This window comes from Rugamonas sp. GW822-FHT03B10, assembly GCF_058801745.1.
Genome location: NZ_JBXANP010000007.1, coordinates 76765 through 92522, shown reverse-complemented (window position 1 = coordinate 92522; position 15758 = coordinate 76765). Strand labels below are relative to the sequence as shown.

The window sequence follows — 15758 nt, the reverse complement described above, 5'->3', positions numbered from 1 at the left end:
TTCAGGCCGGGGGCAGCATGCCGCGCGCGGTGGCCCATTCGCGCAGCGCCTCATTCATGCGCTGTTGCCAGCCATCGCCGGTGCTGATAAAGGCACGCACCAAGTCGCGGTCGAACAGGGTGGTGACGCGGACGCCGTGCGTCTTGACATATTCTGTCCAGGGCACCATCTGCTCAAGCTGCTCATCCGTCAGGGGCTGCGCATCGGGATCGGCCAGCGCGGCGGCCGTGATTTCGGCGTCCTCTTCCGGGGTAACAAAAACAATCTTACGTTTGTCTAACATAACGTTGTTCCTCCTTTCCGTTCGCCTTGCGCAAACTAATTACGCGCAAAGCATAATCCGTTTCCACGTACACCAGAAAATACAAGCGGACGCCGATCAAACCTACTGCGCACATGCGCAGCTCCTCGTAATCAAACCGCCGATCCAGCCAGCTCACCGCCGTATCCCACTCAAAATCAGCTGCGCGCAGCAATGAAATACCATGCTTGCGCCGGTTGAGCTTGTCTTTCTCGGGATCAAATGTGATCTCCATCTTTCATGTTATCCGCGAAATTGGAAACTTCAACGGACACATTAAGCTTGCCGCAGGCAGCGCGTTTGCGCTGCCGCAGCCGACGGACGATCAGCGTTGCACGTGCAGTTTGATGACGCGCTGGGATGGCTTGGACGGTGGCGGCGCGTCGGACGAGGCGGCCGGGGAGGAATCGCAGGAACCGCAGCTCGAACAACCGTCGCCGCAGCTGGACTGGGTGCGGAACAACCGCGCCAGCCGGTTCTGGTCGAAGCCGCGCCGCGACAGGAAATAGACGATCTGGCGCCGCCACGCGGCCGGCAGATAGCGCGTGCAGAAGTGCAGCGCCGCCGCCGCCACGATCACCGCCACGATCACTTGCTGCCACATATCAGGCTCCCGTCAACAACAATGCGATGCGATAGGTGAGGAACGAGGCGGTGTAGGCCAGCGCGAACATATAGCCGGCCATCAGCGCCGGATAGCGCCAGGTGCCCGTCTCGCGCCGCACCACGCTCAGGGTGGACATGCACTGCGGCGCGAACACGTACCATGCCAGCAGGGACAGGGCCGTCGGCAGCGCCCACGACGCGGCGATGATGGGCTCGAGCGAAGAGGCCAGCGCCTCGCCCGTCTGCGACAGCGCGTACACGGTGCCCAGCGCGCCCACCGCCACTTCACGCGCGGCCAGGCCCGGCACCAGCGCGATGCAGATCTGCCAGTTGAAGCCGATCGGCGCGAACACCACCTCCAGTGCGCGGCCCGCGATGCCGGCCATGCTGTAGTAGATGGCCGGATGGGTGGCCCCTTCGGGCGCGCCGGGGAAGGTGCTGAGGAACCACAGCAGCACCATCAGGGTCAGGATGATGGTGCCGACCCGGGTCATGAAGATCTTGGCGCGCTCCCACAGGCCCAGCGCCAGGTTGCGCAGATGGGGCCAGTGGTAGCTGGGCAGCTCCAGCATCAGCGGCTGCTGGTGGTTGGCGCCGAACGTGCGCTTCATGAAGTAGGCCACGCCCATGGCCGACACGATGCCGGCCACGTACAGGCCGAACAGCACCAGCCCCTGCAGGCTCATCAAGCCTGCCACCTGGCGGTCCGGGATGAAGGCGGCGATGATCAACGCATACACGGGCAGGCGCGCGGAGCACGTCATCAGCGGCGCGATCATGATCGTCACCAGCCGGTCGCGCGGGTTCTGGATGGTGCGCGCGGCCATGATGCCGGGGATGGCGCACGCGAAGCTCGACAGCAGCGGGATGAAGGCGCGGCCCGACAGGCCCACGCCGCCCATCAGCCGGTCCAGCAGGAAGGCGGCGCGCGGCAGATAACCGCAATCCTCGAGCACGAGGATGAAGAAGAACAGGATCAGGATCTGCGGCAGGAACACCAGCACGCTGCCCGCGCCGCCCAGGATGCCCTCCACCAGCAGGCTGCGCAGCAAGCCTTCGCCCATGTGGGCCGTCAGGTACTGGCCCACGCTGTCCACGCCGGCCTTGATCATGTCCATCGGCACGTTGGCCCAGCTGAACACGGCCTGGAACACGAGGAACATCAGCACGGCTAGGATCACGGGGCCCATGAACGGGTGCAGCACCACGTCGTCGATCTTCTCGGTCAGGTTGCCGGTGTCGTGGAAGTCGTTGCTGACGGCGGCCAGGATGCGGCGCACTTCGCGCTGCGTGTCCTCGACCGACACTTCATCGATGGCCGACAGCGGCTGGGCCGCCACCGTGCGCAGCGGCCACATGGCGTCCAGCGCGCGCAGCAGCGACTTCTCGCCGCCGCCCTGCACGGCCACCGTCTCCACCACCGTCATGCCCAGTTCCTCGGCCAGCTTGTCGGCGTCGATCACGATGCCACGCTTGGCCGCCACGTCCACCATGTTCAGCGCCAGCACCATGGGCAGGCCCAGGCGCTTGATCTCGAGTACCAGGCGCAGGTTCAGGCGCAGATTGGTGGCGTCCACCACGCACACCACCACGTCGGGCGACTGCTCGCCCGCGCGCAGGCCGGCCACCACGTCGCGCGTGATGGCCTCGTCTGGGGTGTGGGCCGACAGGCTGTAGGCGCCCGGCAGGTCCAGCACGCGGAACGGCCGCCCCTCGGGCGAGGTGAACATGCCCTCCTTGCGCTCGATGGTCACGCCGGCGTAGTTGGCCACCTTCTGGCGCGCGCCGGTCAGGCGGTTGAACAGCGCGGTCTTGCCGCAATTGGGATTGCCCAGCAACGCCACCATCGGCAGTTGCGACACGGCCGCCATCGTCTTTTCCGCAGCGCCCATGGTCATTCCGGTTGAATCGAGATCAGCGCGGCCTCGAAGCGGCGCAGCGCGAACGTGGAATTGCCGACCTTGATGGCCAGCGGTTCGCCGCCGGGCATGCCGCGCTTGAGCAGGCGGATCTTCTCGCCCGGCACGAAGCCCAGCTCCATCAGGCGGCGCGCCAGGTCGGCGCCGTCGTCGGCCGGGTCGCCGGGGGCCACGTGCACCACCGTGCCGCTACTGCCCGTGGGCAGGGTGTCGAGTTTGATCAGCGTGGGCGCTAGTGTCATGGCAATGTCCGGTTGGGTGGCCGCGCGGCAAGGTCCGCTGCGGCTTGCCGGCGCGCTGCAAGATCGCATTCCCGCCGGCAAGATCAATAGTAGCATTATAAACGGGAATGCGAATGGTTTCTATTTGCGCTTGCGGATTGCTTGATTTTACGGCAGAATAAACCACGTAATGAGAATGATTCGCATTGAGAAAAGCGCAATATTGTTCATCATTCCTTCTTTTTTCTCCTCCGCATTGGGTGCTTCGATGATTGTTTGTGTTTGCAACAATATCTCCGACCGTGAAATCCGCCAAGCCGTCGAACTGGGGCTGCGCACCATGGATGAGCTGCGCGAACAGCTGGGTGTGGCCACCTGCTGCGGCCAGTGCGCCGAGTGCGCCCAGGGCGTGCTCGACACCCAGCTGGCCAAGCTGAACGAGACGACGCTCAAGCGTCCCGTGCTGGCCGAATAAGGTACCGCATCCCTCCGCAGCCGCGCATGCTGCGCCGCGCCACGTGCGGCGCTACGCGTGCGCGCCCTTTCATGGCAAAATGACAGCACTCCACCACCACAGGGAAGGCGACATCATGAAGGGCGACCAAGACGTCATCAAACAGCTCAACGCGCAGCTGACCAATGAACTGACCGCGATCAACCAGTACTTCCTGCACTCGCGCATGTACCGCCACTGGGGCCTGGGCAAGCTGGGCAAGAAGGAATACGAGGAATCGATCGGCGAGATGAAGCACGCCGACCGCCTGATCGACCGCATCCTGATGCTCGACGGCCTGCCCAACCTGCAGGCGCTGCACAAGGTGATGGTGGGCGAGAACACGGAAGAGATGCTCGGTTGCGACCTGCAACTGGAACGTGGCGCCCAGGTCACCGTCAAGGAAGGCATCGCCGCCTGCGAGAAGGCGGCCGACTACGTGTCGCGCGACCTGCTGCTGGAAATCCTGGAAGACACGGAAGAACACATCGACTGGCTGGAAACCCAGATCGACCTGATCGCCAAGGTCGGCCTGCAGAACTACCTGCAAAGCCAGATGGACGATTGAACGAGCGGGCCGCCCGGCCCGCTCCCCGCTCTCAATGGTGGCCGCCGCCCAGCGCCGATGCGGCCACATCCTGCACTGTCGGCGCGGTCTGCCCGTCCTGCGCGACCTCCCCTGCCGCCGCGCGCGGCCTGAGCTTGACGAACAACACGGCCAGCGCGCCGCACAGCATCAAGCCGCCCGCCAGCCGGATCACGTTCTCCGGATTCCCGCCCAGCCAGCTGCGGTAGTACAACGGCAGCGTGAAGATCTGGATGATCATCGGGATCACGATGAACATGTTGAAGATGCCCATGTAGACCCCCGTGCGCTCGGGCGGGATGCAGCCGGCCAGCATCACATACGGGTTGCCCATGATGCTGGCCCACGCCAGCCCGATACCGACCATCGGCAGCAACAGCAGCAGCGGCGTATGGATCAGCGGAATACACAGCATGCCGGCGCCGGCCAGCGCCAGGCAGACGCTGTGCATCGCCTTGGGCCCGTAGCGGCGCGTGAACGGCACCAGCGCCAGCGCGCCCACGAACGCCACGCCGTTGTAGAACGCCCCCACCTGCCCGGTCAGCAGGCCCGCGTCGCGGAAGCCCTGCGTGGTCTGGTCGGTGGTGCCGTAGATGGTGGTGGACAGCGACAGCATGATGTACTGCCAGTAGCAGAACATGGCGTACCACTGGAACAGCTTGACCAGCGCCAGCTGCTTCATGGTGGGCGGCATCTCGCGCACGGCGTCCACGATGTCGGCCAGCGTGTGGCGCCAGCCGGCGGGCAGGGCGCGCAGCCCGGCCAGTTCATCGTCCGACAGCGGATGCTCGGGCGTGGTCCTGAGCGTCCACAGCACGGAGGCGATCGAGCACACGGCGCCGATCACGAACGCCACGATCACCACGTGCGGAATGTGGTGGCCATTGACGGCATCCTTGTCCATGCCCCACCACACCAGCAGCGACGGCGTCAGGTAGGCCAGCGTCTGGCCCAGCCCCGTGAAGGCGCTCTGGGTCAGGAAGCCGATCGAGTGCTGCGCGGGCGCCAGCTTGTCGCTGACGAAGGCGCGGTACGGTTCCATCGTCACGTTGTTGGCCGCGTCCAGTATCCACAGCAGGCCGGCCGCCATCCACAGCGCGGGGCTGAACGGCATCAGCAGCAGGCCGATGCTGCACACGATGGCGCCCACCAAGAAGTACGGCGTGCGCCGCCCCCAACGCGTGACGGTGCGGTCGCTCATGGCGCCGATCAGCGGCTGCACCAGCAGCCCCGTCATGGGACCGGCCAGCCACAGGTAGGGCAGGCTGGCCTCGTCGGCGCCCAGGTATTTGTAGATCGGGCTCATGCTGCTCTGCTGCAGGCCGAAGCTGAACTGGATGCCGAAGAAGCCGAAGTTCATGTTCACGATCTGCCAGAACGACAGATGCGGTTTGCTGATCGCCATCGCCTCCTCCCCGTTCAGGACGCCGCCAGCGCATCTGCGCCAGCCTGCCAGCTTGCCAGCCATGGCGCGTAGAACGCCAGGTCCTGCGGCACGGCGCCGGCGATGCCGCAAATGGCGGCGGCGAAGGCGTTGGCCCGCGCCAGCGTGTCGGCCAGCGGCCAGCCCTGCGCGCGGCCATGCAGGAACACGGCGGAAAACGCGTCGCCCGCGCCCACCGTGTCCACCAGCCGCACCGGCGCGCTCGCCGGCTGGCTGACGTGGACGCCGCCATCGGCATCGAAATAGACGGCCCCGCGCGGGCCGAGCGTGACGATCAGCCCCTGCAGCGAGAAGGTGCGCAGCAAACGGCCGCAGGCCGAACGCAGCGCGGGGCTGGCGGCGTCGCCGGTGCCGGGGCGGTCGTGGGTGTACCAGTCGAACAGCGCCTGCAATTCCTCCTCGTTGACCTTGACGATGTCGGCCTGGTGCAGCGATTCGAACACGCAGCGCTCCGTCACCTGCCCTTCGCGCACATTCAGATCCAGGAAGCGTGTGGCGCGCGACGATGCCAGCAGCACCTGCAAGGTGCCGCGCGAGCCGCTGGCACGCTGGGCCAGCGTGCCGAAATACAGCGTGCCGGCATGGGACGCCAGCAACGCCGCCAATGCGGGCGCCGGTTCGATGTAGTCGTAGGCCTGGTCGGGCTCGATGATGAAACGGTGGCCCGCGTCATCGCGTTCGACCACCACCCGCCCGGTGGGCGCGACGGAATCGACCTGCAAGCCGGCCTGCGTCATGCCGTAGCGGGCGAATTCGGCGCGCACGCGGGCGCCGTTCGCATCCTGCCCGATGCGCGTGATCATCAGCGTGTCCGCGCCAAAGGCGGCCAGGTGGCGCGCCATGTTGAACGGCGCGCCGCCCACCACCTGCTCGGTGATGAAATCGTCCACCAGGGCTTCGCCGAACACGGCGATCGCGTTGGCCTTGTTTCCGTTGTCGCGCATGGTCTGCACTCCTTGCGTTGGTTGTGGCGCGTTCATGCGGCACGCTCCGGCCGTTCCAGCCACAGCATGGCCCATGGCTCCAGCGTCGTTTCGCCAGCCAGTATGCGGCCGTCCTGGCAGCACGTCCAGTCGCCGTCCAGCGCCACCGTATGGGCCTGGCCGGAGAAATTCATCAGCACCAGCAGGCGCGGACCGCGCGCCAGCGCCAGCACGGCCGGGTGGCCCGCGTCGAGCACGGCGCGCGGTGCGCCGGCGGCCAGCGCATCGTGGCGCCGCCGCTGCAGGATCAACTGACGCAGCGCGCCGTACATGCGGCCCGGGATGGTGCCGGCGTCATGGCGGGCGGCCCAGCGGTCGCGGTCGAAGCGGGGCCGCTGCAGCCAGCGGCTGTCCATCGCGTGCTGCGGACGTTCGGTGTAGCTGTAGTCGTTGGTTTGCGCCAGCTCGTCGCCCATGTACAGCACCGGCAGCGCGCCGAAGCTCAGCGCCAGTCCTTGCAGCAGCAGCACGCGGCGCAACGCCAGTTCGCGCTGGCCAGCCGTGTCGGCCGCCTCCAGCCCGGCCAGCGAGGCGGCCATGCCATTGCTGCCGTGGGCCGCGTTTGGATCGCTGCTCTGGAACGCGGCGCCGCGCGCATAGCTGCCGTTGGCGCCGCTGTAGAACTGGGCCACGCGGGCCAGGCGGGCGTTCGCGTCCTGTCCGTCCGCGCCCGCTTCCGCGCGCAGCACGTACCAGCCGATGTCGTCATGGCAGCGCACGTAACTGAGCCAGCTGGCCGCCGGCGGCAGTGGCGGCGTGTTGGCGGCCACGGCGCGCACCAGGCTGGCGTCCTGCTCGGCCAGCGCGGCCCACCCTGCCGCCATCAGGCTGCTGTGGTAGGCGATGTGGCATTCGGGCGCGCCGGCCTCGCCGAAATACGCGGGCAGTTCGCGCGTGGGCACGATGGCCTCGGCCTTGAGCAGCACGCCCGGCACCACGATATCGACGATGGCGCGCATCGCTTGCAGCAGCTGGTGCGCCTCCGGCTGGTTCATGCAGTTGGTGCCTTCACGCTTCCACAGGAAGGCAGTGGAATCGAGGCGGAACACTTCGATGCCACGGTTGGCCAGCCGCAGCAGGGCCGCCGCCATGGCCGCGAACACGGCCGGGTTGGCGTAGTTCAGGTCCCACTGGTAGGGATAGAACGTGGTCCAGACCCAGCCGCCCAGCGCGTCCACTTGCGTGAAATTGCCCGGCGCGACCTGCGGGAACACCTGGCCCAGCGTGCGTTCGTAACGGTCCGGCACCGCGCGGTCGGGGAACACGTGGAACATGGCGCGCATGGACGCATCGCCGGCGCGCGCGCCCTGCGCCCACGCGTGGTCGTCTGCCACGTGGTTGAGGATGAAGTCGGAGCAAAGGCTGATGCCGGCCACGCGCAGTTGCGCCGTCAGCGTCTCCAGGTCGGCGACGGTGCCCAGCGCCGGTTCCACCTCGTCGAAGCTGGCCACGGCGAAGCCGCCGTCGTTCTCGCCGGCGCGCGCGCGCAGGAACGGCAGCAGGTGCAGATAGCTCACGCCCATCGCCTGCAGGTGCGGGATCTGGCGCGCCACGCCTTGCAGGTCGCCGCCGAAGTTCTGCACGTAGGCGCAGTAGCCCAGCATGCGCTGGCTGAGGAACCAGTCCGGCTCGGCGGCGCGCGCCGCGTCCAGCGCGCGCAGCGCCTCCGGACGGGCCGCGAGCAGCCGGCCCAGGTTTTCCATCAGGTCGCCCAGCCAGGCGTCGAAGCCGGCGTGGCCGCCGTACAGGCCGGCCAGCAGCCGGCGCAAGGCCGGTTCGTGGGCGGCCAGGCGGCGCGCGGCGCCCGGCTGCAATGGCGCGGGTAACGCTGCCAGCATGCGTTCGGCGGGTGTGAGAGTAGTCGTCATGGTGCTAAAAAAAAGGAGGGAAAGGCGCGGCCGCCGGACTGGCTGGCCGCGCCGGGGTGGCCTTGCTTAGAAGGCGTAGCTCAGGCTCAGCTTGACCGAGCGGCCGGTGACGGAGCGGGCCGCGTGGCCGTCGCCTTCCACTTCGGTGTAGCCGATCTTGTCGAACAGGTTGTTCGCGCTGAGCGACACCACGGCCTGCTGCGACAGCTGGTAGTTCACGAACGCGCTCACCACCTGGTAGGCCGGCATCACGATGGTGTGCGCGTCGTCGGCCCACGACTTGCCGGTGCCGACGACGCTGCCGCCCACCGTCAGGTCGTTCCAGGTGTAGGTCGGCGCCAGCTGGTACACCACCTTGGCCTGGCGGCGCGGCGTGTTGCCGATCACGGCCACGTCGCCGGGCGCGGTGCCGGTGATCTTGGCGTCGGTGTAAGTGAGGCCGCCATTGATGCGAAAGTCGCCCGCGTTGTAGGCCGCTTCCAGTTCGGCGCCCTTGGCGTCGTAGCTGTTGGCCGTGCTGCGCTGGGTGGTCGCCTCGTAGTTGGTTTCATCCGTCTTGGCCTGGAACAGCGTGACGAAGGTGCTCACGCCGCCGCGCCGCCATTTCAGACCGCCTTCGAGCTGCTTGACGGTGTTGATGTTGATGGGCGCCGTGCCGTCGAGCGGGGTGCCGAACAGGATGCGGTCGGCGTTGAAGGCCACGCCATCGCTGACGCGGGCGAACAGCGCCAGGTCCTTGGTGAGCCGGTAGTTGCCGCCCACCGAGTACGAGTTGTGGTTGATCTTGTAGTCCACCATCTGCGTGTTGGCCGCGTCGTAATGCAGGCCGCCGGTGGCGATGTTGGCCGTGCCGCTGGCGCGCTGGCGGTCCTGGCGCACGCTGGCGTCCACGTTGAGCGGGCCCTGTTCGAAGCCCACGTTCAGGTACGGCGACGTCAGCTTGTACTCCATGTCCACGGCGCGCATGCAGCAGCCGCCCCAGGCCGGGCCCACGTAGCCGGGCGTGGCGCTGGCCGTTTGCAGCAGGGCCGGTTTGTCGCCGGTCGCCTGCAGCAGGTACTGGTTGAAGTTCCACGTCAGCCCCAGTTGCTGGGTCGACGCGTACAGGCCGGCCGTGCCGGTCAGCTTGCCGCCGCCGGCCAGCTGGAAGGTCTTGGACAGCTTGGTGTCGTTCAAGGTGTTGCCGGCGTCGTCGATCGAGGTGTTGAACACGACGGCGTTGATGGCCAGCCCGTTGTAGGCCTTGCCCTTGTTGGGGCCGGTGGCGAACACATAGCTGCCCACGGTGCCGTTATCGGCCGGGAACACGCCGGCGAAGCGGCCGCTGTTGCTGGCCTTGCGGAACTTGTCGCTCAGGGTCCAGCCGCCGCCCAGGTCGAACGAGCCTTCCAGGCCCAGCGCATCGCTCTTCACGCGCAGGCCGTCGTTGACGTTGGTGGAGACGGGGTTGTTGTTCTTGTCCAGCACCACGTCGCGCACCCAGTACGGCGAATAGAAGCTGACCTTGCGCGGGTCGATGCCGGGGATCTCCGTGACCTGCTGGTTCACCACGCGCACCGGCACCGGCAGCGCGGTGGGCGACTTGTCGTCCAGGTGCTTGAACGAGATGCGGATGAAACCGTTGTCCAGCTCATGGGTCACGTTGCCGCGGATCTGGCCGCCGCTCTCCGTGCTCAGGCCCGTGTTGCGGATGCCTTCGCCGCTGCGATAGTGGCCGCCGATGAAGAAGCGGGTCTTGTCGGAGATGGGCGCGCCGTAGTCGAAGTCGTAGCGGGTCTCGTCGTAGCCGAGGCCACGGCTGATGCCGATATGGCCGCCCTTCTCCTCGCCGGTCTTGCTGATGAAGTTGATGATGCCGCCCGGCGAGTTGGTGGCCAGGGTGGAGGCCGAACCGCCGCGCACCACTTCCAGGTGGTCCAGCGTGCCGTCGATCTTCACGTAGCTGTCGGGCGTGATGAAGTTGAAGTCGCCCGACTGCAGCACGGGCAAGCCGTCTTCCTGGATCTGCACGTAGCGCGCGCCGCCGGCCGAGATGGGCACGCCGCGCACGGTGATGTTGGCGTTGCCTTCGCCGCCCGACGATTCCGAGCGCACGCCCGGCACGGAGCGCAGCACTTCGGCCGCGCTGGTGGGCGCGGACTGCTTGATGGCGTCCGGGTCCATGGTGGAGATGGAGACGCTGGACTTCATCTTGGTCGCGCCGCCGGTGGTGCCGGTGACGACGATGCGCTCCAGATTCAGGCCATCGGCCGGCTGGGCGGCGGTGGCGGTGGCGGTGGCGGTGGCGTCAGCCTGCTGGGCGTGGGCGGCGCCCAGTTGCAGCATGGCCAGCGCGACGGCGGCGGCCACGCCGCTCAGTTTGACTTTCGATTGTTCCATGGTTCTCCTCCAGGTATGTGCACCGCGTCTTGGCGGCGGTTGGACTCGCGTTCAGCGCAACCTGTTGAGCCGGTTGTTTATTGTGCTGAATTACTGAGCAGGTGCGCCATTATTCCTCGATTGCGAAATTATTGCAATCGATTGCAATGAAGCGATGCAGCATGGCTTGGCGTCCAAAACCGGCGGCAGCGCGCACTATGAAAACTCTTTAAAACAAGGAGATTTACGTGATGAACAGCATGTTTTATGCTGCACCGCAGCACGAAAACTGTCGCATATTTGCAAAATAAAATGCAATCGGTTGCAATTTACTTGAGTACGCAACTAACCGGACAAGAAAGAACGCTAGCGAGTGGAATGCGCCACGCTGCTGTCGCGCACGACCAGCTCGGTGGGCAGCAGGCGCGACGGCGCGGGCCGGCCTTCCGTCAGCGCCAGCAGCGCCGCGACCAGCGCGCGGCCCGCCTCGCGCATGGGCTGGCGCACGGAACTGAGGGGAGGATGGAAATAACTGGACAGTTCGATATCGTCGTAGCCGACCACGGCCACTTGCCCCGGCACGTCCACGCCGTGCTGGCGCAGCGTGTTCACGGCCGCCATGGCCAGCAAGTCGCTGCACGCGAACACGGCGTCGAACGGCACCGCGCGCCGGCGCAATTCCTGCACGCCTTCGCCGCCCGCCTGCGGCAGGAACGACACGTCGACCTGCAATTGCGGATCGGGCGCCAGCCCGGCGGCGGCCAGCGCCTCGGTATAACCCTGGTAGCGTTGCGCGACCTCGGGCAGCCCCGTGTCGCCGAGGAAGGCGATGCGGCGCCGGCCCTGCTGCAGCAGGTGCGCCGTGGCCAGCCGGCCGCCGGCCACGTTGTCGCCGCCGACGGTGCAGTACAGTTGCTGCGGCAGCTGCGCGCCCCACACCACCATCGGCACATGACGGGCGGCCAACTGGTTCAGTTGATCGTGGTGGCGCCACTGGCCGATCAGCACCACGCCGATCACGCGGCCCGTGTCGAACGGCGCGGCGGCCGCGTCGAGCTGCTCGGCGTCGACCCGGCTCACCAGCATGTCGAAGCCCTGCTCGGTGAGCGCGTCGGCCAGGCTGCCCAGCATGGCGAGGAAGAACGGATCGGTCAGGTGCTGGCGCGTGGCCGAGTCGTACGGGATCACCACGCCGATGGTGCGGTTCTGCTTGAGGCGCAGGTTCTGCGCGCCGATGTTGATCGTGTACTTGAGCGAGCGGGCCAGCTCGAGGATGCGGGCCCGGGTTTCGTCGTTGACCAGCGTGCTGCCGCTCAGCGCGCGCGAGACGGTCGAGGTGGAGACCCCGGCCAGGCGCGCGATGTCGGCCATCTGCAGCCGCTGTTGCTGCGCCGGGCTGGGCTGGTCGGCCGGCGGCGGGGTTTTGGGCATGGCGCGCTTACTGCGGCACCGTGTCCTTGAACGATGGCCGTTCGGCCAGCTTGTCGTGCAGGCGGGCCAGGTTCGGATGGGTGTCGCGCCAGTCGATTTCCGGGAAGCGGAACGCGAGCCAGCCCAGCGCGCAGCCGACGGCCACGTCGGCCAGCGAATAATGGATGCCGGCGCAATAGGGCTGGTCGCCGAGCTTGTCGGCCATCGAGGCCAGGCCCAGTTCCACCTTGCGCAACTGGCGCGCGATCCAGTCGGCGCTCTGCTGCTCGGGCGGGCGCAGCGTGCGCTCGAGGCGCACCAGCACGCCCGCGTCCAGCACGCCGTCGGCCAGCGCCTCCCAGCACTTGATGTCGGCGCGCTCGCGGCCGTTGGGCGGCAGCAGCTTGCACACGGGCGTGAGCGTGTCGAGATACTCGACCATCACGCGCGAGTCGATCATCACCGTGCCGTCCTCCATGACCAGGCTCGGCACCTTGCCCAGCGGGTTCAGTTTCTGGATGGTGGTCTCGGAGGCCCACACATTTTCGAGTTCAAACTGATAGTCGAGCTTCTTTTCCGCTAACACGACACGGACTTTGCGTACATAAGGACTGGCGAGGGAACCGATGAGTTTCATAGACGCTAGGAGTAGAAGATTAGGTAACAGTATAGCATCGGCCCACCGCGTTGGCGGCGCGCGTGGTCAAGCCGGCGCGGCGCCGCAACAGGCGGGCCGGTCCGGCCAATGGTAAAATGCGGGTTTGCCCGCGCTTCGGGCGCGTCGCCAGCGTCGCCGGCCCGTCCCCCGCGCCCCGCCGCACCGTTGTTTTCCTGGTTTTCTTAACTTCTGCTGCCCTGTCCATGACTACTACTCCTTACTCCACGCTGTCGGCCCTGTCCCCACTCGACGGCCGCTACGCCGCCAAGACCGACAAGCTGCGTCCCATCCTGTCCGAATCGGGCTTCATGCACCACCGCGTCAAGGTGGAGATCTCGTGGCTGCAGGCGCTGTCGCTGGCCGGTTTCGACGAGATCAAGCCGTTCTCGCATGAGGCCATGAGCCTGCTCGACAAGATCGCCCACGAGTTCTCGGAGGAAGACGCGGCCCGCATCAAGGAAATCGAGGCCGTCACCAACCACGACGTCAAGGCCGTCGAGTACTGGCTCAAGGAACAGGTCAAGGACATGCCGGAGCTGGTGGCCGCGTCCGAGTTCATCCACTTCGCCTGCACCTCGGAAGACATCAACAACACCTCGCACGGCATGATGCTGAAGGCGGCCCGCGACAGCGTGATGCTGCCGGCCTTGCACGCGCTGATCGCGCGACTGACCGAGATCGCCCACGCCAACGCGGCCCTGCCGATGCTGTCGCGCACCCACGGCCAGACCGCCAGCCCGACCACGCTGGGCAAGGAGATGGCCAACGTGGTGGCCCGCCTGCAGCGCGCCATCAAGCGCATCGAACAGGTGGAAATCCTGGGCAAGATGAACGGCGCCGTCGGCAACTACAACGCCCACCTGTCGGCCTATCCCGGCTTCGACTGGCCCGCGTTCTCGCAGAACGTGATCGAGCAGCGCCTGGGCCTGGTGTTCAACCCGTACACGATCCAGATCGAACCGCACGACTACATGGCCGAGCTGTTCGACGCCTTCGCGCGCGTCAACACCATCCTGCTGGACCTGAACCGCGACATCTGGAGCTACGTCTCGCTCGGCTACTTCAAGCAAAAGACCAAGGCCGGCGAGATCGGCTCGTCGACCATGCCGCACAAGGTCAACCCGATCGACTTCGAGAACTCGGAGGGCAACCTGGGCCTGGCCAACGCCGTGCTCAAGCACCTGTCGGAGAAGCTGCCCGTGTCGCGCATGCAGCGCGACCTGACCGATTCGACCGTGCTGCGCAACATCGGCGTCGGCTTCGGCTACACGCTGCTGGCCTATGACAGCTGCCTGCGCGGCCTGAACAAGCTGGAAGTGAACCCGGCCCGCCTGGCCGCCGACCTGGACGCGAACTGGGAAGTGCTGGCCGAGCCGGTGCAGACCGTGATGCGCCGCTACGGCATCGCCAACCCGTACGAACAGCTGAAGGAACTGACCCGCGGCAAAGGCATCTCCAAGGACGCGCTGCGCGAGTTCATCACCGGCCTGGCCATCCCGCAGGATGCCAAGGACCTGCTGCTGGCCATGACCCCGGCCAACTACACCGGCATCGCCGAACAGCTGGCCCAGGCCATCTGAGCCATCGGGGACGGCCCCGATTTCCCGAAACCGGGGACGGCGCCCAATTTTCAAGCATAATTGCTGGGAAATTGGGGGCTGTCCCCGGTTTTCGCATTTCGGGAGCCGCTCAGCACGTCCGGCGATTCTTTGGTATATTGGCCGCACCATTTAGTCCTAACACGTACTATTTTCTGAGCTATCGCCCATGCAACGCTATACCAAACCCGCCATGCTGCTGCACTGGCTGACCGCCCTGCTGATCATCGCCGCCTTCTTCCTCGGCCTGACGATGACGGAAATCCACGGCATCACCCCCACCAAACTCAAGTACTACTCCTGGCATAAATGGCTGGGCATGACGGTGCTGCTGGTCGCCTGCGTGCGCGTGCTGTGGCGCAAGGCCAATAGGCCGCCGCCGGCGCCGGCCGGCATGCCGGCATGGCAGGTCAAGGCCGCCGACGGCGCGCACCACCTGCTGTACCTGCTGATCTTCGCCGTGCCCATCTCCGGCTACCTGTACACCTGCGCGGCCGGCGTGCCCGTGGTCTACCTGGGCCTGGTGCAACTGCCGTCGCTGATCGCGCCCAACCCCGAGCTTAAGCCTGTCTTAAAAAGCGTCCACTATGTTCTCACCATGACCATGGCCGGCATCGTCGTGCTGCACGCGCTGGCCGCGCTCAAGCACCACTTCATCGACCGCGACGATGTGCTCAAGCGCATGCTGCCCTGAACGCCCTTCCACCCGACACCCCACACAGGAGCTAGTTGTTATGAAAAAAACCGCACTCGTTTCCCTGCTTGGCCTGGCGATCGCCGCCAGCGCCGGCGCCGCCGTGCTCAAGACCGATGCCGCCAAGAGCACCGTCACGGCCACCTTCAAGCAGATGAACGTGCCGGTCGAATCGCCGTTCAAGAAGTTCGACGCCGCCATCGACTACAACCCGTCCGCGCCCGACGCGGCCAAGGCCACCGTCAACGTCGACACGGCCAGCCTGGACCTGGGCGAGGCCGACATGAACAAGGAAGTGGCGAAGAAGGAGTGGTTCAATTCGGCCCAGTTCCCGAAAGCGAGCTTCGTCTCCACCGGCATCAAGAGCGCCGGCGCGGGCAAGCTGACCGTGACGGGCAAGCTGACCATCAAGGGCCGGGTCGCCGACGTCACCTTCCCGCTGTCCGTCAAGACGGAAGGCGGCAAGCAGGTGTTCGACGGCGCCCTGCCCATCAAGCGCCTGGCCTACAATATCGGCGAAGGCGAGTGGAAAGACACCAGCATGGTGGCCGATGAGGTCACCATCAAGTTTCACGTCGTCGCTGGCCAGTAGTTCATTCATTAACCCGTACCGGAGTAC

At 66.3% G+C, this 15758-nt stretch carries 16 protein-coding genes; 5 read left to right on the top strand and 11 right to left on the bottom strand.

Annotation, left to right across the window (positions count from 1 at the left end; genetic code table 11):
* Nucleotide 1: 1 nt before the first annotated feature.
* The 5 genes from AC1RQG_RS13520 to AC1RQG_RS13500 form a co-directional block, all read right to left on the bottom strand.
* Entirely contained in the window at nucleotides 2-283 is a 282-nt protein-coding gene (locus tag AC1RQG_RS13520; protein ID WP_493132114.1) for a BrnA antitoxin family protein, read from the bottom strand.
* Nucleotides 267-536 (bottom strand): BrnT family toxin, encoded by a 270-nt coding sequence (locus AC1RQG_RS13515; protein WP_493132112.1) that lies wholly within the window; start codon nucleotides 534-536, stop codon nucleotides 267-269. The genes AC1RQG_RS13520 and AC1RQG_RS13515 overlap by 17 nt, the downstream gene beginning before the upstream one ends.
* A gap of 90 nt (nucleotides 537-626) precedes the next feature.
* Nucleotides 627-905, bottom strand: a complete 279-nt coding sequence (locus tag AC1RQG_RS13510) for a DUF6587 family protein (RefSeq protein ID WP_493132110.1) — start codon at nucleotides 903-905, stop codon at nucleotides 627-629.
* 1 nt (nucleotide 906) lies between these two features.
* On the bottom strand, nucleotides 907-2799 hold the full coding sequence (gene feoB, locus AC1RQG_RS13505; RefSeq protein WP_493132108.1) for a ferrous iron transporter B: 1893 nt from the start codon (nucleotides 2797-2799) through the stop codon (nucleotides 907-909).
* Nucleotides 2800-2801: 2 nt separating this feature from the next.
* Entirely contained in the window at nucleotides 2802-3068 is a 267-nt protein-coding gene (locus AC1RQG_RS13500; protein ID WP_182157048.1) for a FeoA family protein, read from the bottom strand.
* A gap of 247 nt (nucleotides 3069-3315) precedes the next feature.
* Here AC1RQG_RS13500 and AC1RQG_RS13495 point away from each other — a divergent pair, with 247 nt between their 5' ends.
* Complete coding sequence (locus AC1RQG_RS13495; protein ID WP_493132106.1) at nucleotides 3316-3522, top strand: (2Fe-2S)-binding protein; 207 nt, start codon at nucleotides 3316-3318, stop codon at nucleotides 3520-3522.
* A gap of 115 nt (nucleotides 3523-3637) precedes the next feature.
* The gene (gene bfr, locus AC1RQG_RS13490; RefSeq protein ID WP_493132104.1) at nucleotides 3638-4108 is read left to right on the top strand and encodes a bacterioferritin; all 471 of its coding nucleotides are present in this window, start codon (nucleotides 3638-3640) and stop codon (nucleotides 4106-4108) included.
* Nucleotides 4109-4139: 31 nt separating this feature from the next.
* Here the strand turns inward: bfr and AC1RQG_RS13485 are convergent, their stop codons facing one another.
* From AC1RQG_RS13485 to AC1RQG_RS13460, 6 genes are all read right to left on the bottom strand, one after another.
* On the bottom strand, nucleotides 4140-5531 hold the full coding sequence (locus AC1RQG_RS13485) for an MFS transporter (protein ID WP_493132103.1): 1392 nt from the start codon (nucleotides 5529-5531) through the stop codon (nucleotides 4140-4142).
* Between the two features lie 14 nt (nucleotides 5532-5545).
* Nucleotides 5546-6514, bottom strand: a complete 969-nt coding sequence (locus tag AC1RQG_RS13480; RefSeq protein WP_493132101.1) for a PfkB family carbohydrate kinase — start codon at nucleotides 6512-6514, stop codon at nucleotides 5546-5548.
* A 32-nt stretch (nucleotides 6515-6546) separates the two neighbouring features.
* Entirely contained in the window at nucleotides 6547-8421 is a 1875-nt protein-coding gene (locus AC1RQG_RS13475; RefSeq protein ID WP_493132099.1) for an alpha-amylase family glycosyl hydrolase, read from the bottom strand.
* Between the two features lie 66 nt (nucleotides 8422-8487).
* Nucleotides 8488-10800: a TonB-dependent receptor gene (locus AC1RQG_RS13470; RefSeq protein ID WP_493132097.1), complete on the bottom strand. Its 2313-nt coding sequence runs from the start codon at nucleotides 10798-10800 to the stop codon at nucleotides 8488-8490.
* A gap of 345 nt (nucleotides 10801-11145) precedes the next feature.
* On the bottom strand, nucleotides 11146-12210 hold the full coding sequence (locus AC1RQG_RS13465; RefSeq protein WP_493132095.1) for a LacI family DNA-binding transcriptional regulator: 1065 nt from the start codon (nucleotides 12208-12210) through the stop codon (nucleotides 11146-11148).
* A 7-nt stretch (nucleotides 12211-12217) separates the two neighbouring features.
* Nucleotides 12218-12826, bottom strand: coding sequence for a glutathione S-transferase family protein (locus AC1RQG_RS13460; RefSeq protein WP_493132093.1), 609 nt, complete (start codon nucleotides 12824-12826; stop codon nucleotides 12218-12220).
* Between the two features lie 224 nt (nucleotides 12827-13050).
* On the opposite strand from AC1RQG_RS13460, the gene purB reads away from it, so the two are divergent.
* The 3 genes from purB to AC1RQG_RS13445 all read left to right on the top strand — a co-directional run bounded on the left by purB (nucleotide 13051) and on the right by AC1RQG_RS13445 (nucleotide 15731).
* On the top strand, nucleotides 13051-14427 hold the full coding sequence (purB, locus tag AC1RQG_RS13455; protein WP_493132091.1) for an adenylosuccinate lyase: 1377 nt from the start codon (nucleotides 13051-13053) through the stop codon (nucleotides 14425-14427).
* Nucleotides 14428-14614: 187 nt separating this feature from the next.
* Nucleotides 14615-15139: a cytochrome b gene (locus AC1RQG_RS13450; RefSeq protein WP_493132089.1), complete on the top strand. Its 525-nt coding sequence runs from the start codon at nucleotides 14615-14617 to the stop codon at nucleotides 15137-15139.
* Between the two features lie 40 nt (nucleotides 15140-15179).
* Nucleotides 15180-15731 carry a YceI family protein gene (locus tag AC1RQG_RS13445; protein WP_493132087.1) on the top strand — a complete coding sequence of 184 codons (552 nt, stop codon included), beginning with the start codon at nucleotides 15180-15182 and terminating at the stop codon, nucleotides 15729-15731.
* Nucleotides 15732-15758 lie beyond the last annotated feature (27 nt).